This is a genomic window from Anaerobacillus sp. MEB173, from assembly GCF_052119505.1.
GTDB lineage: Bacteria > Bacillota > Bacilli > Bacillales > JBJMAU01 > JBJMAU01.
This window is the reverse complement of sequence record NZ_JBJMAU010000001.1, coordinates 589,540-609,542: the sequence shown is the minus strand read 5'-3', so window position 1 is coordinate 609,542 and position 20,003 is coordinate 589,540. Positions and strand designations below refer to the sequence as shown.

Below are 20,003 nucleotides of genomic sequence, written 5' to 3'. Positions count from 1 at the left end.
ACGGCGGGTGACAGACACCACTATCTTGACACCACTATCTTTCTTTTTCCCCCTTAAGGCCCCAGCTTTCTGCATGGGTAAGTCCTTCGATACTGTCACGATAGAAAAGGGGATCTTTGTTTGCCTTTCTTTGTTCATGATAATCGTTAAGGGCTGCGTATGCATATTTTCCGATAATGAAGATGACGATCAAGTTAATGACTGCCATCATGCCCATAAATAAATCGGCTAAATCCCAGACAAGGCCTAAGCCTGCCATTGAACCAAAGATTACCATAGCCAGGACTGCGATTCGGTATATAAATAACCATGCTTTACTCGTTTGAATAAATTCGATATTTGTCTCTCCGTAGTAATAGTTACCAATAATTGAGCTAAAGGCAAATAATAAAATGGCAATCGCGACAAAGGTCGTTGCCCAATCACCAATATGGGCGCTTAATGCAGCCTGAGTCAATTCAATCCCACTTAATCCTTCAACTGTATAAACATCCGTTAATAAAATCATAAAGGCAGTAGCAGAACAAATGATCATTGTATCCACAAAGACACCTAACGATTGTACAAACCCTTGCTTTGCAGGGTGACTAACATTTGCGGTAGCAGCGGCATTGGGGACACTTCCCATTCCGGCTTCGTTGGAAAATAACCCGCGACGTACCCCTTGCATAATCGCAGCCCCCATTCCGCCACCGACCACTTCGTTTAAACCAAATGCACTTGATACAATTAATCCTATGATTGATGGGATTTGCGTAATGTTCATAATCATAATAATCAGCGCAACACCAATATATATAATTGCCATCACTGGTACAATGACTTGTGTAACATTAGCAATTCGCTTTACCCCTCCGAAAATAATGATCGCTGTAACCACTGCCAAAATAATACCTAACACGCCACGGTCCATTCCAAAGGCATTTTCAAAGCTTAGAGCTATTGTATTACTTTGTACGGAATTAAAAATGAGACCAAAGCACAAAGTGATCAGGATGGCAAAAACAATACCTAGCCAACGCAGTCCAAGGGCTTTTTCAATGTAATACGCTGGACCACCACGAAAACCATCCTCTTCATCTTTCACTTTATAAATTTGAGCTAATGTGCTTTCGACAAAACTCGTTGCCATACCAATGAGAGCGATAATCCACATCCAAAAAATAGCCCCAGGGCCTCCAACGGCAATGGCAATTGCTACACCAGCTAAATTACCGGTACCAACACGTGAAGCGGTACTTATTGTGAATGCTTGAAATGAAGAGATTCCTCGCCCTTCAGTAGATACCGTGTCTTTTTCTCCAATAATACGAAACATTTCACCAAAGAACCTGAATTGAACAAAGCCCATTCGGATTGTAAAGAAAATTCCTAAAATAATGAGGAGTGCAATTAAGATATAGGTCCATAAAAGATCATTACCCCAAGCAGTAATTGCTTCAATAATACCGATCAAATGATCCACCTCTTTTCTAGAATAAGTCAATAAACATACTTGTTGTTTTAGTTCATCCATAGTTCCAGTATTCTTAATGTTCCATTACTGTAGGTAGGAATATACAATCATAAACAAAATATTAACTTAACTTTTTTTGGATAAAAATAGAAATCGAAACAAAGAATAATTGAGGACATTGATTTGAAGGGGGTGATCGTCATGAAAAAGTGGTGTATCGGTTTAACGGCCGCAGCGCTTCTTTGTGTCGGTATGATCAATCCAGCGTTTGCTGAAGAGGAAAGCATCGAACATCAAGAAGTAAATGAAGTAACGTTAACAGAGGAACAAAAACAAGAATTGTCAGAGTTGCACAAAAGCCTGTTTGAGCAAAAGAAAGAAGTTATAAACAAGTATGTTGAATATGGTGTGTTCACAAAAGAAAAAGGGGATAAGATCATTTCTAAATTTGAGAAACATCATGAGAAGTTAAAAGAAAGCGGCTATATTCCGAGATGGGACCATCATAAGAAAAAGTGTCACTGTAAAAATGATGAAGATCGCGGGGAGTAGAACAAAATAATGCATAATGAAAGAGCGCTGTGATAGAGGCGTTCTTTTTTGTACCTGTACCTTTTTCTTAGTATTGAATATGAAGTACTCTTATTGTACGATCATAATATTAAGAGTGAATAGGGGAAAAATGATGGATTATCGCAAATATGTTCTTGCTGAATCAATTGGACATCGAATGGTAACATTATTTACTTAGATCCAAACTACTGGTATATTTCAGGTGCAGGACTTGTTTCTGTATCAGAAATGGCTAAATCAATTGATGAAGCGATGAACTAATTGAATATGCACAAAAAAAGTATCGACTATATTGTTTATATGGTTGATACTTTTTTTGTTTTATAAAAGCAGATCTTTGTATGTACTTAAATATAAAATAATGTACCAAAGATCCAGCTAAGGATGGCGATAACACCGATTGAAAATGAAATAATAGCGGCTTTCCGTTTATTTTTTAGTGCCATAAAAAAACCGATTGTTGTTGCTACGGCGGCAATTGTCCAACAAATTAACGCGAGGATGACTAAAATCATGTAATATTCTCCTTGAAAATTAGATGTGTGAATTATTGTTCTTTTTGCAGTGGTATGGCGATTATCACTTCAGTCCCTTTTTGAAGTTCACTATGTACTGTTATCTTTCCACCATACATTTGAATAATCCGTTGACATACAGCCATTCCTAACCCAGTACCATACGTTTTTGTTGTGAAAAAAGGGTGAAATATTTGGCTTAGTGTCTTTTGGGACATACCAATACCATTATCTTTTACAGTAATGATACAGTATTTATGATCATTTTCAAGACTTATCGTTAATCTGTTATCAGGGCTCTCCATTGCTTCAATCGAGTTTTTTACTAAATTAAGAATAACTTGCTTTACATGATCTTTTACACAAGAGATCGGTAATGCATTGTCAGAATGATTTAATGTCAACTGTACATTTTTAAAATGGGCTTCCGATTGGATAAGTGGTGTAATTTCTTTAATAATATCGTTAGCATCATACGTATTTAATGTGTAGGCTGTAGGTTTTCCAAGAATTAATAATTCGGTTACGATACCATTAATACGATTTACTTCTTCTTGGATTACATTGAAATAGAATTGATCTTTATCGTCTGTATGTTTTTCATTTAGTAGTTGAATTAGTCCTTTTATCCCTGTTAAAGGGTTTCTAATTTCATGAGCAGTACTTGCTGCTAAATTTTCTACTAATTGCAGTTTTTGCAGCTCATTTTGTTCATTTTCAATTTTAAGCTTTTCTTGTAATCGATAATAGTAAATTAATAGGTAGATGATAGTAGTAATAATAAATAAAATGATAAAGCTTTGAATAAAAATATTAAAATATAAAGGATCATCAGTTGACAAAATGGTTACTGTAATTGTCCAAGGTACCCTTTCAGTCTTCACCTGAATATTGTAATGGTTGTTTTCAAGCGGAGCCACCCCCGATTGGAGCAATGTTTGACCATTATGATCAGTAACTTCAACAACTTCATTCGTTACATATTCCTCAATTACCTCTTCAAGTTTATCTAGTCTTATACTTGAGAGTAAGACACCTTCTATGCGGTCGTTTTGATTTGTAACAGGAGTGGCGATTGTAATAATATACCGACCAGTAACTCGACCAATATGTGGTTCGGATATGATTGTTTGTTTTTTTGCAAGAGCTTGTTGAAAGTAATCGCGATCCAAAACATTTGTTGGCGGAAGAGTTCCATTTGATCCAACCAGAAGATCTCCATTCAGGCTGGCCCAATAAAAACCTGAAAAACGCTCATCTGTTTTTTGTGTTTTTACTATTATTTCTTCTATCGTTTTTAGATCCTTTTGTTGAAATTGTAATACCGTTGCTAGCATTTCTAATCGACCACTAGTTTCACTAATAAAGGCATCGATATGGTTGGCATGAAGAGTAGCATACTTTTGGGCGTTATCGATATTTTGAGCTTCTACTTTCTCCATTCTTTGTTCTGTTATTGAATAGCTAATCATAAATGACGGGATGATAGTAATGAGAAGAAAAAACAGTATATTTCTTTTATTGAATAAAGGTTTTAGTTTTAATTGTTTTAATTTCACCTTACTAATCTCCTTATTACTATATTTCTAATCATTCTACCATCTAAACATTATTTATATCTATAATCTATAACACTAATTTTTAAAAAAGCAAAGAAAACCCACGAACATTTGTAAATGAACGTGGGGGGAAAATCATTATGGTTGAATAATCGTTGCTTCAAATTTTGGCGTACCATCTACAAGTCCCATTGCAACGATCGTGTATGCTTCATTCCTTGTAAGAGTAAGGTTTCGAAGTGTCATAACAACATCATCTGTACCAGCACGTCGGATTTCGATTGTCGTTGTCATTGGAGATAGTTCTAAGTAGTTCGTAGCTTCTTGAAACGAAACACCTTCAAATAAAACTTCATCATTCTGGACGATATCAACATCAGGCGCATTAGGAGATAGGTGCCAGAAACGAAGAAGTGCTTGATTTGCTGGTACATCTTCTTGATCAATCGCAATAACAAGCTGAATATCACTTAATCGTCCTGCTGCAGAAATTGTATAACTGACACCTGACTCAACGGTGACAGATTCGGTTAAGACTGGCTGATTCTTTTGTCCTGCAGGATAAATAGTGATTTCATGTGATCCTGCCGGCAGTTCTAAATAACCACTAATTTGGTAGTAGGGCATGTTGTGTATGGGTGTTTCTTTGTCATTAATATACACATCAACCGCTGGAGCATCTGGAGAGGTATGAAACACTCTTACTTTTGCTGGACCTTGTTGTCTTTGTTCTCTTTGATATCTTACTGGCTTTGGTTGATAAATGTGGTGGGGTTGCGACATGTGATACGGATTTACTGTGTACTGCATTTGTTGTGCATGGACCATTTGCTGTATACACATAAAGTGCAGCTGATAATAGTGGATATGCTTTGCAGGGTCAATATACTTAAAATAATTGGCAAGGAGATCATATGTGGCACAGTCTTGCATTATTTTAGCTGTATTTGGAAAATAATGATACATCTGTTTTCCCCTTTCAATAATTTTCAATCAACATTAACGTATGTGGAAAAGGGAATTTTGGGATATTGTCCGATTAAAATACATTCTTTTTGCATTTTAGTTAAGCTGTTTACAATTTTTTAACATAAAATAGATTTAATAGAGCAAAATACACATTTGTAAGTTTAAAAGGGTAATATTGTATTGAAAATTCTGTTAATTTAGTGTATGGTATACAATATACCTTAAATATTACATAGGGAGTGACTTGTTATGGAAAAGAAAGTGGTTTTATGGAGTTCGTTTACTTGTCAATTATGCACTGATTTAAAAGATTTTTTTGCTCAAAACAATATTGCCTATGAGAACAAAGATATGAAAAAAGATGACTCATTACGAGATATTATTGAAGAAAAATATGGTGTTAGAAAAGCACCAGTAGTAGAAGTAGGAGATCAAGCAGTTGTTGGTGCTGGACAATGGTCAGAAGAGAATTGGAATGCGTTAAAAGAGTTACTTGGAGAAAAAATAAAACAATTATAAAAATATATTCAGAAAATTCTTTAAAACTTGTTGACATCAACACCAAGATAAAGTAAGATTAACTCAAGAACATTTGGTATACCAAATACAAAATACCAATAAAAATAAGGTTACAAAAAATACTTAAATTAAAAATGAACTGGAAACTAAGGAGGAGAAGAATTATGGCAGAATTATTATCTCGTGAGGAATTTCGTAAAGCGTTAGAAGAAGCAATTAAAGGGAATCACAGTGAGGCGGCACCATTTACAGTAGCATGGGCGACTGGGAAGTTAGAAAGAAAGCACTTTGCTAGATGGGCAGAAAACCACTATCACTATGTAGGACCATTCGCAGACTACTTAGCATATATGTACGCAAAAACTCCTGAGCAATATACAGATGCAAAGGACTTCATTCTACAAAACATGTACGAAGAAGAGTTAGCAGCAGATCGTCACACAGACTTATTAATTCGTTTTGCTGAAACATGTGGAACAACAAAAGAGCGCATTGAAGATCCAAAGAATATGTTACCAACAACACTTGGACTTCAAAGCTGGTGTTATGCAGTAGCAATGCGTGAAAACTTCGTTGTTGCAACAGCAGCACTAATTGTTGGTCTTGAGTCTCAAGTTCCAGCAATCTATCGTAAACAAACACCAATTCTTCGTGAAAGCTATGGATTTACAGATGAGGAAGTTGAATTCTTCGACCTACACATCGTATCTGATGAAATCCACGGAGAGCGCGGTTACAAAATCGTACTAGAATATGCAAACACTCCTGAATTACAACAACGTTGCTTAGAAATCGTTCGTACTGGTGCAGATATGCGTCGTATGTACATGGATGGATTATATCAAGCATATTTAAAAGAAGACTTAGAAAAGTCTGTTGAAACAACAGTATAATTTAGAAAATATCTATAAGAGCAGCTATCTTTTTAGTTGCTCTTTTCTATTTTAGGCTAGGCTGAACATGGCAAGAAATGAAAAAATATTGTATACTAAATATAACATATACAATATGTGGAAGGACGATGTTAAATATGAAATCGTGGGCAGAGGAAGAAATATTATCGATTCGTGAACGGGCATATATTTATTTAAAAAATTTAATTTTAGAAGGGGAGTTTAAAGCTGGTGACCGTTTAGTGGAACGGGAATTGGCGGAGAAACTGAATATTAGCCGTACTCCAATTAGAGAAGCGCTATTTCGTTTAGAATCTCAAGGCTTTGTAAAAACTGTTCCCCGTAAAGGTGTTGTTGTTTCAAAAATTTCAACTGAGGATATTATTGAGGTTTTTACGATTTTGTCTTCTTTGGAAGTGCTAGCAGTAAAGCTAGCCGCACAGAAAATGGATGATCATACGAGGGAGCAATTTGATCAATTAATTGACAAGATTGAGCGCGTAATTGAAGGGAAATCCGGATACGATACATCAATGCTGCACTTTGAAATCAGTCAAGTATTATATAAAGCTGCCAAGAGTCCGAAATTATATGAAATGTTAACAGATCTTATGGATTATATTCGTGCATTTGCAAACATTGGTCATAAAATGGAAGGAAGAATGGAAGAGTCGATGAAGGAGCATTTAGATGCCCTTAAAGCAGTTAGAAACCAGGAAGTAGAAATGGCGGAGTATATAACGAAAATTCATATCGAAAACTCGAAGAAAGCGTATATAGAGGCAATTAAAAATAGTCAAAAGAGTAAAAAAAAATAAATGACTGAAAGGAAAAAAATGATAAATAATTAAGAGAAAGTAAGGAAAGTGTAATTGCTTGCCTTACTTTTTTATTTCGTAATTTTTCGAAAATTCATTGATTACTACAGTTGTTTATGGTATATTGTATACCATAAACAACTGTCCGATATTTATACATGTGCTAATAGCTTAAAATTCAAAAATCCGTTATGAAGGGAAGATGAGCATGATTTGGGTATGTCAAACACATGTAAAAAAAGGAGTCGAATCATTACGTGTACCACATGTTAGAGAGACAACGTTTCAAACGACCTGTTTATTTTGTAAGCAAAAGGCAGTCTATGAGCTTTATTACATTACGTATACAAATAAATCATTAGCATAAGAAAACATATAAATGGAGGAACAAACTATGATCGTTGAAGATATTGAAAAAAAAGCAGAGCAGTTATCGTTAAATATTCCCGTACTACCAAAACAATCAGGCAATTATTTGTCAGCAAAGCGTGTTGGTAATATATTGTACATTAGCGGTATTACATGTAAATGGGGGGGAGAAGTTCAATACAAAGGCCAACTAGGCGGTACACTTACGCTAGAAGAAGGATATGATGCTGCAAAAATTTGTGCATTAAATCATTTAGCCGTCATTAAATCGGAAGTAGGAGACTTGAATAAAGTCCGTAATATCATTAAAATGGTCGGTTATGTGAGCTGTACACCAGACTTTGAGGATGTTCCAAAAGTTGTTAATGGTGCGTCCGATCTATTAATTGAACTATTTGGAGAACGTGGTAAGCATGCACGCTGTGCCGTCGGTGTAGCAGCATTACCAGGAGGCGCGGCTGTAGAGGCTGATTTAGTTGTGGAATTAAGTGAGTAGATTAGAGTTTAGACTGTAAGGGCGTTGTAGCAAAGCTACGACGTCCTTTCTTCAACTTTCAAAACTTCTATCCTTCTTTCAATACAAAAATCCCGCAACTCATGAAGAGCGCGGGATTTTTGTATTAAACAACTAACTCTAGTTTTGAATCGTCATTATCTGGTCCAGATAACTCCTTTAGTTCGTCTTGTGCTTGCTCAATATTTTCATATGGCTCAAAGAATTTAACAGGGATGTCGTTAATATAGCTAACGCCGTCTTTTTCTTCAATTAATTGAATTTTAATTGAATCATCGATCACTTTGCAAATTGTATACTTTGCTTTTAATTTACCAAAGAACAGGTAGTTATATGTTTCAATTTGTTGTAACCCTTTATTGTTAAGATCTGTTTGATAATCCTCTTTATTTGTTAAAATAATATAGTTTGCCATTGAATAGTCACTCCTTAATAGAATTTTTAATGAACAATTAAATTGAATCACTTTCCATTTTTATCAATTGCATAAGTAAGTCCTCTATCAGCCCCTTTTGTATTTTGTATACCATATACTAAAGTGTACCGAAAATAGAAAGCGATTTCAATAGGTAATTTAAAATTTTAAAAATTGTTAGAAAATTTAACGAATTTAGTTGATTTTTACTTTAGAATCATTTTATAATGTTTACAACACGAAGATAGTAAAAACAAATCAGAAGAGGTGATCGTATGCCAAAAGTAAAATTTCATAGGGATGAAAAGTTGATTGAAAGAGAAGTAGCAAAAAATGCCAATTTAGTAGTGTTGGCAGGAATTAAAACATTTCCAGAAATTAAATATGGTTGTGGAATGGGGAAGTGTACAAAATGTACTTCTAAGATTATAAGTGGTGCAGAGCATTTACCACCGCCGAACTGGAAAGAAGAAAAAATGCTTGGTGAAGAAAAATTGCAACAAGGTTACCGTCTAACGTGTCAATTGGAGATTACAGAAGATATTGAACTAATGCAAGAGTAATTTTTTTTATACCATTTATGGTATACAATATACCTCTGAATCGAGAATAGTATATTAGAGAAGTATTAGTTAAAAGGATTATTTATAAAACACTAATGTAAGCGCAATCATATTTTTCCGATAAAAAATAAAATTATATTAATAGAAGGGAGGTTACCAAATGAATGCATATCTATTAACAGAAATGACTTGGAAGGAAGTAGAACAAGCTTTAAAAACAGTCAAAATTGCAATTATTCCAGTAGGTGCCCATGAACAGCACGGGCCACACATGGTTGAAAGCTGTGATGCTGTACTGGCTACAGAAATGTCCAACAAATTAGCGGAAAGATTATTTCCAGAGGCGATTGTTACTCCAACAATCAATATGGGAGTCTCACCGCACCATCTCAATTTTCCAGGGACCATTTCTCTACAACCTTCCACTTTGATTGCAATTCTTAAGGATATGATTGAATCACTTAAACATCATGGAATTACAAAATTTTTATTACTAAATTCACATGGTGGAAATCAATCAACTTTAAATTTAGCAAGCACAACGTTATCACGAGAGTTGGAAGTCGAAGTTTACTTTGCTAAAACAACAGCTTCCGCAAAGGAGGCAATGAGCACTCATATTGAGTCTACATTGTTTGGTCATAGCTGTGAGAGAGAAGTTTCAGAAGCACTATACTTAGCTCCACATCTAGTAAGACCAGATCAAATTACAAAAGGCGATATCCAAGAAGAAGGAAGATGGAAGCAGCTTAGACCAGGAAATCCAATTCAAGGATATTATGCCTATGAAGAAATGACGAGAAATGGCTGTATTGGAGATGCAACTAAAGCTAGTGAAGAAATTGGGAAAGAAATAGTTGAAGAAGCATTATTACGATTATCTGAATCTATTAGATTGCTGCTAAAAGAAACAGACAAACATGCAACACAAACAATCTAAAAGGTAGATAGATGATGATTGCCTGAAATACCACTAACCAAAAGCGAAAGCGCTTACCATTAGGAGGAACTATATGGAACAAGTCATTTTAACTACTTCTCACTGGATATTTTTACTCGTTATCCTGACAATCCTCGGCTTTATGATTTTTAGGCGAGACGTTGTCTTACCGTCAATTATTGGTGTGTTTATATTAGGAATTGTATATAACACGGGTGAAGGTCCACTTAATGCCATTATTGGTGGTTCGCAAGTTGTCTTTGGTGCATTTTTGAATGCGGGTGTTGAGTTATTTGATATTATGCTCGTAATCGCCTTAATGGTAGCGATGCTTAAGTCATTACAGTCACAAGGTGCCGATAAGTTAATGATTGCCCCAATGAAAAAGCTCATGGTTAATCCTACTGCTGCATTCTTCGTAATGGGAGCAACAATGTATGTAGCGGCAACTTTCTTCTGGCCAACTCCAGCAGTTGCACTAGTAGGGACAGTACTTATTCCAGTAGCAATGAAAATGGGCTTACCAGCAATGGGAGCGGCAGTTTCGATCAACTTATTCGGTCATGGGATGGCATTATCTGGAGACTTGGTTATCCAAGGTGCAACTAGATTAACATCCTCTGCAGCTGGTGTTGATTCAACTGTATTATTACCATATACAGCTTTATTTTCTCTTACTGTAGGTGCGGTAGCCATTACGATTGCTTTCTTTATGGTCAAACGTGATATGAAGCGAGGAATCTTAAAGAGTGAAACAAATAGTACGATCCTAGATGGTGGAAGTGCACCTAGTCCTCAAGATGAAGTTGCAGCAACTGTTGAAGAGGTGGAGGAACCACATGGTAAGCATGCAAGATTTTTATCCATTCTTGTTCCTGTTACGTTATTTGCGATTGTTGCTCTTATGATTTACAGAGCATTTTTTAACCCAGAACAAGCCATTCGTGGTGGGGATGCAACAGCACTACTTGGTGGGACAGCTGTTACATTATTAATTATTGCTACTTTCTTAAAGGAAGGTTCTAAATCGATTGAAGGAATTGTAAGTCATCTGCGTGAAGGATTCTTCTTTGCGATCAAAATCTTTGCCCCGGTTATCCCAATTGCAGCGTTTTTCTTTTTAGGACACCCTGATTATGCGGGTATTGTATTGGGTGAAGGTGCACCAGGGTTTTTATTCGATCTTGGTAGTGCATTAGCGAATTATATTGATGGAAACAAAATTACATTAACGTTTGGTATGCTAATTATTGCGATTTTATCAGGTATGGATGGTTCTGGTTTCTCAGGTTTACCACTTGTCGGGGCATTATCAGCAGGCCTAGGTGGAAGTGCCGGAGTAAATGTGGCGGTATTAGCAGCATTAGGTCAAGTCGCAGCTATTTTTGCTGGTGGTGGTACGTTAGCAGCATGGGCGTTTGGAGTTGTAGCTGATGCAGGGATTGCAGGTGTTAAACCGATCGATCTCGTAAGGAGAAACTTTATTCCAGTAATGATAGGTTTATTTGTCGCAGCAATTATAGCGTTAATGCTAATGTAGGTTGACGCTATACTCTCTATTTATATTAAATCTAATAGTAAGAAAATTAATAAAATTATAAAAACACTGTTGACATAGTGTTAATATCAAGGTAAGATAAGTGTAACAACATTTGGTATACCAAATACAAAATACTTAATACAATTAAGTTTCATAATTGGAATACGCAAATGAATAAAAAATGAACAGGAAACTAAGGAGGAGAAGTAAGATGGCAGAATTATTATCTCGTGAGGAATTTCGTAAAGCGTTAGAAGAAGCAATTAAAGGGAATCACAGTGAGGCGGCACCATTTACAGTAGCATGGGCGACTGGGAAGTTAGAAAGAAAGCACTTTGCTAGATGGGCAGAAAACCACTATCACTATGTAGGACCATTCGCAGACTACTTAGCATATATGTACGCAAAAACACCTGAGCAGTACACAGATGCAAAGGACTTCATCTTACAAAACATGTACGAGGAAGAGTTAGCAGCAGATCGTCACACAGACTTATTGATTCGTTTTGCTGAAACATGTGGAACAACTAAAGAGCGTATTGAAGATCCTAAGAATATGTTACCAACAACATTAGGCCTTCAAAGCTGGTGCTACTCAGTAGCAATGCGTGAAAACTTCGTTGTTGCAACAGCAGCACTAATTGTTGGTCTTGAGTCACAAGTTCCAGCGATCTACCGTAAACAAACACCAATTCTTCGTGAAAGCTATGGATTTACAGATGAGGAAGTTGAATTCTTTGATCTACACATCGTATCTGATGAAATCCACGGAGAGCGTGGTTACAAAATCGTACTAGAATATGCGAACACTCCTGAATTACAACAACGCTGTTTAGAAATCGTACGTACTGGTGCTGATATGCGTCGTATGTACATGGATGGATTATACCAAGCATACTTAAAACAAGATCTAGAAGAAAAAGTAGAAGCGTAAGTCAAATAGAATAGTAGTATGCGGCAGTTTCTATCTATAGAAGCTGCCGCAAACATTATCACATACGAACAAGGGAAATGACTATATCGCACATTTGATAGAAAAGGGTGATCAACTTGTTACAAACTACAGTGAAAACATATCAAAACTATATAAATGGTGAGTGGGTTGAAAGTGTTAATAAAGAAACATTTGAAAGTATTAATCCAGCAGATACAAATGATATTGTTGGCAGATTTCAATCTTCGACGGAAGAGGATGTAATTAAAGCGATCGAAGCAGCGAGTGATGCGTTTCAAGAGTGGGCAAATACATCACCTTCAAAGCGGGCACAAATTTTAAACAAAGCAGCAGCGATTCTTGAAAGTAAGGTTGATCAATATGGTGAGGAATTAACAAGAGAAGAAGGGAAAATTTTATCTGGAGCAAAAGGGGAAGTGCAGCGTACTGCACAAACACTTCGTTATTATGCTGTTGAAGGATTAAGTTTTACAGGTGAAACGTTCCCAAATGATGATCCGAATATGGATGTGTTCACACAGCGTGAACCACTTGGAGTTGTTTCAGTCATCACACCTTGGAACTTCCCAATTTCTATTCCTGCAAGAAAGATTGCGCCAGCATTAATCACTGGTAACACGGTTGTATTTAAGCCTTCTTCAGACACTCCGCTAATTGCAGTACGTTTAGTTGAAGCGTTACATGAAGCTGGTATACCAAAAGGAGTTATCAACTTTGTTACTGGTTCGGCATCAAAAGTTGGTGATGCACTGGTTACTCATCCAGCGATTCGTGCAGTGACATTCACTGGTTCCACTGGTGCTGGTGAAGATATTCATCGCAAAGCTTCATTAACAACTAGAACACAAATGGAGTTAGGTGGAAAAAATCCATTAATCGTAATGGAAGATGCAGATATCGATCATGCAGCACAATTAGCTGTTAATGGCGGGTTTTCATTAACAGGGCAAGCGTGTACAGGAACAAGCCGTGTTATTGTGATGGAATCAGTTGCTGATGAGTTTGTTCAAAAGCTAATTGAAAAAACACAAAGCCAAACGATCGGTAATGGTTTAAATCCTGATACAAAAATTGGTCCATTAGCAAACAACAAGCAATTAAAAAATGTTCTAAATTATATTGAGATTGGTAAAGAAGAAGGAGCAGAACTTGTCTATGGCGGAAACCACTTGACAGACTCTGAATTCAGTAATGGATATTATGTTGAACCAGCGATCTTTACAAATGTAAGTCCAACGATGCGAATTGCTAAGGAAGAAATTTTTGGCCCAGTTATTGCCGTGATTACAGTAAACAGCTATGAAGATGCAATTCAAATCGCCAATGATGTTGAATACGGATTATCAGCATCGATTGTGACAAAGGATATTGGTTTAGCAAAACGCTTTACAAGAGAAATTGAAGCTGGAACAGTTAAAGTTAACCGTACAACAACAGGTAACTTAATTAATGCTCCATTTGGAGGATTGAAGAAATCAAGTACGTCAACATTCCGTGAATCTGGAAGAGTTGGATTGGAATTTTTCACGCAAATCAAAACGGTATATATCGGTTATTAATTTTGAGGAGGAATTAGAAAATGAAACAAGCACTAAAATTAACATTAGAAGAAGCACAATTAATGATTGAAGCAGCAAAGAAAAAAGCGGAAGAAATTAATGTATTAGAATCAATTGCGATCGTTGATGAAGGCGGTTATGTCATTGCTCTTGAGCGTATGAACAATTCGCGTGTAACAGGACCTGAAATTGCCATTGCAAAAGGATTTACAGCAGCAGGACATAAGCGTTCAACTCACCTATTTAATAAGGAGCCTAATGGACCAGCATTACCAGGAAATGAAGCTTTTGGAATTCAACATATGATTCCAGGAAAATTCGCAATCTTCGTTGGTGGCTTCCCAATTGTAGTTGATGGTGAAGTTGTCGGTGGTGTTGGTGTAAGTGGAGGTAATGGTGAACAAGATACTGCTGTAGGTACAGCTGCACTTCAAGCACTTGCTGAAGCGTTAAAAGACCAAGGACATGAAGTTATTACAGAAGCGGATATTAAATTATAATCGTCTCTGTAAATCAAAATATTAATCACGTCATAGTGTTCAGATAGATTGCTGATGCTATGACGTATTTTAAAAAGGATATTGTCATTGAATCTAGAAAGTTGGTGTTTCGTTTGAACGCGTACGTTCAATTATCAATTGGTTTTGCGAGATCGGGTCTTCTAGGTTATGGGGGAGGACCTGCAGTAATTCCGTTAATTGAGTATGAAGCAGTGAAAAAATACAAATGGATGACAAGTGATGAGTTTGGTGAAGTATTAGCGGTGGCTAATACACTCCCAGGTCCAATTGCGACAAAACTATCAGCTTATATCGGCTATAAAGTAAAAGGTACCCTTGGAGCAACAATTGCGATTTTAGCCCACGTTCTGCCAACAGTCATTGCTTTAATTGCTTTACTTGGCACATTATACTCATTCCGCTCATCTCCACTTGTCCTAGGTATGGTTGCAGCCATTGGCCCAGTCATTGCCGTCATGCTCGCTGTTATGGCTTACGGGTTTGTGAAAAAAACAGCAAAGGGATTTGGAGGAAAGGGTGCTATCCTCACCTCGATTATCGCGTTTGCTTTGTTACAGCTACTATTGATTCATCCAGGTATTGTTATTGTTATCTTTTTATCTGCTGCATTTGTTTGGGCCACATATAAAGTAAAGAAAGATAACAAAACAAAAAATAATGAGAAGAAGGATGTAGGCTAATGATTTACATTGAAATTTTTTGGGCATTCTTTTTGGCCAATTTATTGGGATATGGCGGTGGCCCCTCAACAATCCCCCTCATTCAAAATGAAGTTGTTAATCGTTATGAATGGATGAGCTTACAGGAGTTTGGTGATTTACTAGCTATCGCTAATGCGTTACCAGGTCCAATCGCAACAAAAATGGGTGGTTTTATTGGTTATGAACTAGGAGGAGTATTAGGAGCATTTATCGCATTAGTTGCCACAATTGTTCCTTCTGCAATTGCAGTTATCATTTTATTTAAATTTGCCAGTGCGTTCAAAAATGCCCTTCAAGTTAAATGGATGACACTATCAGTCCAACCCGTAATTGCTATTTTGTTAGCAGTGTTAGCATATCAGTTTTTCCTATCATCATATCAAGATAGTGGATTACTTCATTTACTAATTTTAACTGCAGTCAGCTTTTTGGCACTTGAAAAGTTCAAAATCCATCCAGCGCTTGTTATTGTAGGATCACTCTTTTATGGAGCAGTATTCCTTTCAGGGGTCGTTATTTAATACTTAGAAATAATAAATATAATTTTCTATATTGTCAGAATATTTTCACTATGGTATATTGTATACAACAAATCTAAAGGAGGAATTGATTATGCCATTCATTAATTATAAAAATGCAGATAAAAAGTTTGAGGTACCAAACGAATCGAATATTTTACGAGTGTCACTACGATACGAAGGTGATCTTCCAAACCGTTGCGGTGGCGGCTACTGTGGTACTTGTCTTGTTAAAATTGAAGAAGGTGCTGAAAATGTGGATAAAATTAAGCCAGCAGAAGTTAAGAAACTTGGTGAAGAATTACTTGAACAAGGCTATCGTCTTGGATGTCAAAGTTTTATCACTGGAGATGTAACAGTATCTTGGGATGATGCGTTAACGAAAGAAGTTCAACGTCGAAAAGTAAAAGTAAATAAATAACATTCATAACCAAAAAGCTTATTAGTCAGTTTGTTAATGATAGCTATTAAATTGAACAAATAAGAATAGGAAGTGAAACGATTGGTAACACGACAAATTGTTGAAATGAATCAATATTTCACTAATGATACAAAACCGGGCTTCATCGTTCTTTATGAGAAAATGATCACCAATGAAATATCCTTTACACCGCATGGAATTCAGGAAGGCCGGACAGAAATTGAGGAATATGTAAAAATTTTGAAAGATAATGAAGGAAATACGTTAACTGAAATAGAAAGCTATCGTCTCGACAATAACTACCAATCGTTAGAAGATTTACTCTATTCAATCAAGCAATTGAATAAAGAATTCTTTAAAGTAAAAGAAATGGCGGTATAGGTGATAAATGGTGACACGTTTTGATGCAAAATTAAATAGAAAAAACTCTTTTCTTTTTATCCCCTTTGGTATACAATATACCAAAGGGGATTTAATTTTAGTAAGAGAGGGGAAATTGAGATGATTAAAATTCCAAGACCATTAGATCGTTGGGAGCTCATGTTCAAGGTAAGAGAGGCAAATGTAACGGCTGAGAATCAGGTTGCATGCGCTCTAAAAGGTAGTGTTTGTGTAGATAAGTGTCACGATTGTGTTTGGAAGCACTCAGTAATTGAAGAAAACAATCAAGTCACAGTTGTTTGCCAACCACCGGTAATTTGGGAAGAATAGTATTATTATGTAAATTCTGCAGCTACAGTTACTATTGTAGTTGCTTTTTTTTGTATACTGATGTGTAAATTTCTTTTATTTAATGAAAAAAGCTTATTTTGCGATTTTACAATTTACAGCCCTTGAGTTACTTTTGATTGTCCAAACGACATCTATCCGCTATCATAAAGATATGATATGCGAGTGGAGGGAACGTTTTGGAATACAAAAAAATTCGCACAAAAAAAATATATGAAGAGGTTACCGAAAGTCTTATCGGAATGATAAAGCAAGGAGACTTTCGCCCTGGGGATAAACTGGACTCTGTTCAACAGCTTGCTGAAAATTTCCAAGTCGGGAGATCAGCGATTCGTGAAGCACTTAGCGCACTACGGGCGATGGGGCTTGTTGAAATGAGGCAAGGGGAAGGCACTTATATAAAGGAATTTGATCCGCAACTACTTACCCTACCCGTTAACGCAGCTTTTTTAATGAAATTAGAGGATGTAAGAAATCTATTGGAAGTTAGAAAGATACTTGAAGTAGGGGCTGCTGACACTGCTGCAAGAATGCGAACAGATGAGGATTTAGAAAGCATTGAGAAGACGCTTAATGAAATGAAAAAGGTCGCTGGTAATGAAGAGCTTGGCGAAAAGGCCGATTTTGAATTTCATATGGCGATTGCAAAAGCGTCACAAAACACGCTTTTAATGAGTTTAATGAATAATGTTTCTGAAATGATGGTCATTACAATGCGTGAAACTCGCCGCCTTTGGCTATATTCTGAGCAAACAACATCGGAGCGGCTATATCAGGAACATAAATTAATTTTTGAAGCGGTTAAAAAGCAGGATGGTCCTTTAGCACAGCAGCTGATGCTTGATCATCTTGTTGAAGTAGAAAAAGTGTTAATGAAATATCTTGAAGAAAAAGAAGAACAAACATCATCGTAATGCGCGGATTTCGCGCTTTTTTTTGTGGGTAAAACCGATTGGGAAAAGTTTCTAATTGTTTTCCTTGTAATTTACGATAAAACAATAATAGTAAAATTATTGCTATCAAGAGCAATTTTAAAATTTTTTTGAATTTTCATTGAAATATGAAAGCGTTTTACATATAATAAGATCATCCAGTCATCAGATGACCTGTTCATACGTTAAATTAAGGATTAGGGGGAGTATTAATGAGTATTGGGACACTAGCTTTTTTAGCAACGATTCCGATTATTTCAGTGTTTTTATTTTTAGTTATTTTACGTTGGCCAGCTAAAAGAGCGATGCCGATTGCGTTACTAGTAACTGTAGTAATGGCGATGGCAGTATGGGGAGTTGAGGGAAATCAAGTGGGAGCAGCTTCAATAAAAGGTGTTGTGACTGCACTTGAGGTTTCATTGATTGTCTTTGGGGCTATCCTTTTACTGAACACATTAAAAGAGAGTGGTGCCGTACATACAATTCGTCAGGGATTTATGAGTATTTCACCTGATCGCCGTGTTCAGGCGATTATTGTAGCATGGCTGTTTGGTTCATTTCTTGAAGGGGCTGCAGGATGGGGAGCGCCTGCGACAATTGTTGGTCCGCTTCTTGTGGCGATTGGTTTTCCAGCGATGGGAGCTGTTATGGTTGCGTTATTGCTTCAATCAACACCAGTATCATATGGCGCGGTAGGAACACCGATTTTAGTCGGGGTAAATACTGGATTGAAGGACGTACCACTCGTTGACAAATATGTGGCAGACCTTGGAATATCTTATGATGCCTATATTAACGCAATTGGTGGACAAGTCGCCATATTTCATGGAATTATCGGAATTTTTATTCCATTATTCATGGTAACAATGTTAACGTATTTCTTTGGGAAAAATAAATCGTTAAAGGAAGGCCTTGCCGTATGGAAGTTTGCGGTTTTTGCTGGAGTTGCCTTTACACTTCCTTACGCACTTGTTGCCAACCTTTTAGGACCTGAATTTCCGTCGTTAATCGGTGGATTAGTTGGTCTTGCGATTGTCGTTCCAGCAGCAAAGCGTGGCTTCTTAATGCCAAAAGATGTTTGGGACTTTGATAAAAAAGAAAACTGGGCCTCTGACTGGACGGGTAAATTAAAAATCAACGAAGATGAAAAGCCAGCACGAAATATTTCAACGCTATCAGCATGGATGCCATATATTTTAGTCGCTGTTCTATTAGTTGTAACACGTGTTGCGTACTTACCATTTAGCGTTTGGCTCAAATCGTGGGTGCTAAAAGCAGAAAATCTTTTCGGTACGTCAATTACCGTATCGTCGATGCCATTAAACGTACCAGGAACGATCTTTGTTCTTGTTGCATTCATAGTTTTCTTTATGCATCGAATGAAAGTAGAACAATTTGCACGTGCAGCGAGCGAATCATTTAAGACAGTTGCCAGTGCGATTGCTGCATTGATTTTTTCAATCCCAATGGTTCAAGTGTTTATCAATTCTGGTGTCAATACTTCTGGATATGACAGTATGCCTATTGTATTGGCTGAAGGGATTTCTCATATCTTTGGAGCTAACTGGCCGTTAGTTGCACCAACGATCGGCGCAATTGGTGCATTTGTAGCAGGGAGTAATACAGTAAGTAACATGATGTTCGGACTATTCCAGTTTGGGGTGGCTGATAATATTGGCGTGAATCCGGCAGTTGTTGTGGCGTTACAGGCAGTCGGCGGTGCTGCAGGAAATATGATCTGTGTTCATAACGTTGTAGCCGCATCAGCAGCTGTTGGTTTAATCGGTAAAGAAGGGCGTTTGATACGTAAGACACTTCTTCCAATGACGTACTATGTTATTTTTGCCGGCGGACTAGGCTTTGTTTGGCTAAATGGTTTTGGTCTGAACGCTGGAACGTTTGTCCTTGCCGCAGTTGCGATCTTTATTGTGTACATGATTACTAATAGTCGAAGTAAAAACAATTCAATAGATAATAAAAACCTTTCAGCGTAGTTCGTTACTAGAGCTCCACATATGTGGGGC

24 protein-coding genes and 1 pseudogene are annotated in these 20,003 nt (G+C 36.7%); 20 read left to right on the top strand and 5 right to left on the bottom strand.

Annotated features, from left to right (window positions below; all coding sequences use genetic code 11):
• Positions 1–34: 34 nt before the first annotated feature.
• Complete coding sequence (locus ACJ2A9_RS03055; protein ID WP_441420392.1) at positions 35–1,453, bottom strand: alanine/glycine:cation symporter family protein; 1,419 nt, start codon at positions 1,451–1,453, stop codon at positions 35–37.
• Between the two features lie 204 nt (positions 1,454–1,657).
• Between ACJ2A9_RS03055 and ACJ2A9_RS03050 the strand changes: the two genes are divergently transcribed.
• Both ACJ2A9_RS03050 and ACJ2A9_RS03045 read left to right on the top strand, forming a co-directional pair.
• Positions 1,658–2,008 carry a YckD family protein gene (locus ACJ2A9_RS03050; protein WP_441420123.1) on the top strand — a complete coding sequence of 117 codons (351 nt, stop codon included), beginning with the start codon at positions 1,658–1,660 and terminating at the stop codon, positions 2,006–2,008.
• A gap of 165 nt (positions 2,009–2,173) precedes the next feature.
• Positions 2,174–2,290: pseudogene (locus ACJ2A9_RS03045) on the top strand (ABC transporter); the annotation flags it as partial.
• An 86-nt stretch (positions 2,291–2,376) separates the two neighbouring features.
• Here the strand turns inward: ACJ2A9_RS03045 and ACJ2A9_RS03040 are convergent.
• The 3 genes from ACJ2A9_RS03040 to ACJ2A9_RS03030 all read right to left on the bottom strand — a co-directional run bounded on the left by ACJ2A9_RS03040 (position 2,377) and on the right by ACJ2A9_RS03030 (position 5,069).
• Positions 2,377–2,544, bottom strand: coding sequence for a hypothetical protein (locus tag ACJ2A9_RS03040; protein ID WP_441420122.1), 168 nt, complete (start codon positions 2,542–2,544; stop codon positions 2,377–2,379).
• Positions 2,545–2,576: 32 nt separating this feature from the next.
• Positions 2,577–4,103: an ATP-binding protein gene (locus ACJ2A9_RS03035; RefSeq protein WP_441420121.1), complete on the bottom strand. Its 1,527-nt coding sequence runs from the start codon at positions 4,101–4,103 to the stop codon at positions 2,577–2,579.
• A gap of 138 nt (positions 4,104–4,241) precedes the next feature.
• Positions 4,242–5,069 carry a DUF4397 domain-containing protein gene (locus ACJ2A9_RS03030; RefSeq protein WP_441420120.1) on the bottom strand — a complete coding sequence of 276 codons (828 nt, stop codon included), beginning with the start codon at positions 5,067–5,069 and terminating at the stop codon, positions 4,242–4,244.
• Positions 5,070–5,321: 252 nt separating this feature from the next.
• Between ACJ2A9_RS03030 and ACJ2A9_RS03025 the strand changes: the two genes are divergently transcribed.
• From ACJ2A9_RS03025 to ACJ2A9_RS03005, 5 genes are all read left to right on the top strand, one after another.
• Positions 5,322–5,591 carry a glutaredoxin family protein gene (locus tag ACJ2A9_RS03025; protein WP_441420119.1) on the top strand — a complete coding sequence of 90 codons (270 nt, stop codon included), beginning with the start codon at positions 5,322–5,324 and terminating at the stop codon, positions 5,589–5,591.
• 164 nt (positions 5,592–5,755) lie between these two features.
• Entirely contained in the window at positions 5,756–6,484 is a 729-nt protein-coding gene (locus ACJ2A9_RS03020) for a TenA family transcriptional regulator (RefSeq protein WP_441420118.1), read from the top strand.
• Positions 6,485–6,621: 137 nt separating this feature from the next.
• Positions 6,622–7,302, top strand: a complete 681-nt coding sequence (locus ACJ2A9_RS03015; protein WP_441420391.1) for a GntR family transcriptional regulator — start codon at positions 6,622–6,624, stop codon at positions 7,300–7,302.
• Between the two features lie 208 nt (positions 7,303–7,510).
• Positions 7,511–7,669 (top strand): hypothetical protein, encoded by a 159-nt coding sequence (locus tag ACJ2A9_RS03010; protein WP_441420117.1) that lies wholly within the window; start codon positions 7,511–7,513, stop codon positions 7,667–7,669.
• A gap of 27 nt (positions 7,670–7,696) precedes the next feature.
• Positions 7,697–8,167 (top strand): RidA family protein, encoded by a 471-nt coding sequence (locus ACJ2A9_RS03005; RefSeq protein WP_441420116.1) that lies wholly within the window; start codon positions 7,697–7,699, stop codon positions 8,165–8,167.
• 124 nt (positions 8,168–8,291) lie between these two features.
• On the opposite strand, the gene ACJ2A9_RS03000 is transcribed toward ACJ2A9_RS03005, so the two are convergent.
• Positions 8,292–8,600: a hypothetical protein gene (locus ACJ2A9_RS03000; RefSeq protein ID WP_441420115.1), complete on the bottom strand. Its 309-nt coding sequence runs from the start codon at positions 8,598–8,600 to the stop codon at positions 8,292–8,294.
• A 275-nt stretch (positions 8,601–8,875) separates the two neighbouring features.
• On the opposite strand from ACJ2A9_RS03000, the gene ACJ2A9_RS02995 reads away from it, so the two are divergent.
• From ACJ2A9_RS02995 to ACJ2A9_RS02935, 13 genes are all read left to right on the top strand, one after another.
• Positions 8,876–9,163, top strand: coding sequence for a 2Fe-2S iron-sulfur cluster-binding protein (locus tag ACJ2A9_RS02995; protein WP_441420114.1), 288 nt, complete (start codon positions 8,876–8,878; stop codon positions 9,161–9,163).
• A gap of 160 nt (positions 9,164–9,323) precedes the next feature.
• Complete coding sequence (locus ACJ2A9_RS02990) at positions 9,324–10,103, top strand: creatininase family protein (protein ID WP_441420113.1); 780 nt, start codon at positions 9,324–9,326, stop codon at positions 10,101–10,103.
• 73 nt (positions 10,104–10,176) lie between these two features.
• Positions 10,177–11,643, top strand: coding sequence for a hypothetical protein (locus ACJ2A9_RS02985; protein WP_441420112.1), 1,467 nt, complete (start codon positions 10,177–10,179; stop codon positions 11,641–11,643).
• Positions 11,644–11,854: 211 nt separating this feature from the next.
• Entirely contained in the window at positions 11,855–12,577 is a 723-nt protein-coding gene (locus ACJ2A9_RS02980) for a TenA family transcriptional regulator (RefSeq protein ID WP_441420111.1), read from the top strand.
• Positions 12,578–12,693: 116 nt separating this feature from the next.
• A complete protein-coding gene (locus ACJ2A9_RS02975) occupies positions 12,694–14,157 on the top strand; it encodes an aldehyde dehydrogenase family protein (protein WP_441420110.1) in 1,464 nt (487 codons plus the stop codon).
• A 20-nt stretch (positions 14,158–14,177) separates the two neighbouring features.
• Positions 14,178–14,657 carry a GlcG/HbpS family heme-binding protein gene (locus ACJ2A9_RS02970; protein WP_441420109.1) on the top strand — a complete coding sequence of 160 codons (480 nt, stop codon included), beginning with the start codon at positions 14,178–14,180 and terminating at the stop codon, positions 14,655–14,657.
• Positions 14,658–14,716: 59 nt separating this feature from the next.
• Positions 14,717–15,358, top strand: a complete 642-nt coding sequence (locus tag ACJ2A9_RS02965) for a chromate transporter (protein WP_441420108.1) — start codon at positions 14,717–14,719, stop codon at positions 15,356–15,358.
• Positions 15,358–15,900, top strand: a complete 543-nt coding sequence (locus tag ACJ2A9_RS02960) for a chromate transporter (protein WP_441420107.1) — start codon at positions 15,358–15,360, stop codon at positions 15,898–15,900. Before ACJ2A9_RS02965 ends, ACJ2A9_RS02960 begins: the two co-directional genes overlap by 1 nt.
• Positions 15,901–15,991: 91 nt before the next feature.
• Positions 15,992–16,318, top strand: a complete 327-nt coding sequence (locus ACJ2A9_RS02955) for a 2Fe-2S iron-sulfur cluster-binding protein (RefSeq protein WP_441420106.1) — start codon at positions 15,992–15,994, stop codon at positions 16,316–16,318.
• A gap of 81 nt (positions 16,319–16,399) precedes the next feature.
• Positions 16,400–16,699 (top strand): hypothetical protein, encoded by a 300-nt coding sequence (locus tag ACJ2A9_RS02950; protein ID WP_441420105.1) that lies wholly within the window; start codon positions 16,400–16,402, stop codon positions 16,697–16,699.
• Between the two features lie 120 nt (positions 16,700–16,819).
• Positions 16,820–17,029 carry a hypothetical protein gene (locus ACJ2A9_RS02945; protein WP_441420104.1) on the top strand — a complete coding sequence of 70 codons (210 nt, stop codon included), beginning with the start codon at positions 16,820–16,822 and terminating at the stop codon, positions 17,027–17,029.
• Positions 17,030–17,226: 197 nt separating this feature from the next.
• The gene (locus ACJ2A9_RS02940; protein WP_441420103.1) at positions 17,227–17,961 is read left to right on the top strand and encodes a FadR/GntR family transcriptional regulator; all 735 of its coding nucleotides are present in this window, start codon (positions 17,227–17,229) and stop codon (positions 17,959–17,961) included.
• A gap of 230 nt (positions 17,962–18,191) precedes the next feature.
• Complete coding sequence (locus tag ACJ2A9_RS02935; RefSeq protein WP_441420102.1) at positions 18,192–19,973, top strand: L-lactate permease; 1,782 nt, start codon at positions 18,192–18,194, stop codon at positions 19,971–19,973.
• Positions 19,974–20,003 lie beyond the last annotated feature (30 nt).

What these genes read in the sequence shown, in the direction of transcription:
- ACJ2A9_RS03050 (WP_441420123.1), top strand. Translation starts at nt 1,658, where the DNA reads ATGAAAAAGTGGTGTATCGGTTTAACGGCCGCAGCGCTTCTTTGTGTC.
- ACJ2A9_RS03040 (WP_441420122.1), bottom strand. Translation starts at nt 2,544, where the DNA reads ATGATTTTAGTCATCCTCGCGTTAATTTGTTGGACAATTGCCGCCGTA.
- ACJ2A9_RS03030 (WP_441420120.1), bottom strand. Translation starts at nt 5,069, where the DNA reads ATGTATCATTATTTTCCAAATACAGCTAAAATAATGCAAGACTGTGCC.
- ACJ2A9_RS03025 (WP_441420119.1), top strand. Translation starts at nt 5,322, where the DNA reads ATGGAAAAGAAAGTGGTTTTATGGAGTTCGTTTACTTGTCAATTATGC.
- ACJ2A9_RS03020 (WP_441420118.1), top strand. Translation starts at nt 5,756, where the DNA reads ATGGCAGAATTATTATCTCGTGAGGAATTTCGTAAAGCGTTAGAAGAA.
- ACJ2A9_RS03015 (WP_441420391.1), top strand. Translation starts at nt 6,622, where the DNA reads ATGAAATCGTGGGCAGAGGAAGAAATATTATCGATTCGTGAACGGGCA.
- ACJ2A9_RS03010 (WP_441420117.1), top strand. Translation starts at nt 7,511, where the DNA reads ATGATTTGGGTATGTCAAACACATGTAAAAAAAGGAGTCGAATCATTA.
- ACJ2A9_RS03005 (WP_441420116.1), top strand. Translation starts at nt 7,697, where the DNA reads ATGATCGTTGAAGATATTGAAAAAAAAGCAGAGCAGTTATCGTTAAAT.
- ACJ2A9_RS03000 (WP_441420115.1), bottom strand. Translation starts at nt 8,600, where the DNA reads ATGGCAAACTATATTATTTTAACAAATAAAGAGGATTATCAAACAGAT.
- ACJ2A9_RS02995 (WP_441420114.1), top strand. Translation starts at nt 8,876, where the DNA reads ATGCCAAAAGTAAAATTTCATAGGGATGAAAAGTTGATTGAAAGAGAA.
- ACJ2A9_RS02990 (WP_441420113.1), top strand. Translation starts at nt 9,324, where the DNA reads ATGAATGCATATCTATTAACAGAAATGACTTGGAAGGAAGTAGAACAA.
- ACJ2A9_RS02985 (WP_441420112.1), top strand. Translation starts at nt 10,177, where the DNA reads ATGGAACAAGTCATTTTAACTACTTCTCACTGGATATTTTTACTCGTT.
- ACJ2A9_RS02980 (WP_441420111.1), top strand. Translation starts at nt 11,855, where the DNA reads ATGGCAGAATTATTATCTCGTGAGGAATTTCGTAAAGCGTTAGAAGAA.
- ACJ2A9_RS02970 (WP_441420109.1), top strand. Translation starts at nt 14,178, where the DNA reads ATGAAACAAGCACTAAAATTAACATTAGAAGAAGCACAATTAATGATT.
- ACJ2A9_RS02965 (WP_441420108.1), top strand. Translation starts at nt 14,717, where the DNA reads ATGACGTATTTTAAAAAGGATATTGTCATTGAATCTAGAAAGTTGGTG.
- ACJ2A9_RS02960 (WP_441420107.1), top strand. Translation starts at nt 15,358, where the DNA reads ATGATTTACATTGAAATTTTTTGGGCATTCTTTTTGGCCAATTTATTG.
- ACJ2A9_RS02955 (WP_441420106.1), top strand. Translation starts at nt 15,992, where the DNA reads ATGCCATTCATTAATTATAAAAATGCAGATAAAAAGTTTGAGGTACCA.
- ACJ2A9_RS02945 (WP_441420104.1), top strand. Translation starts at nt 16,820, where the DNA reads ATGATTAAAATTCCAAGACCATTAGATCGTTGGGAGCTCATGTTCAAG.
- ACJ2A9_RS02935 (WP_441420102.1), top strand. Translation starts at nt 18,192, where the DNA reads ATGAGTATTGGGACACTAGCTTTTTTAGCAACGATTCCGATTATTTCA.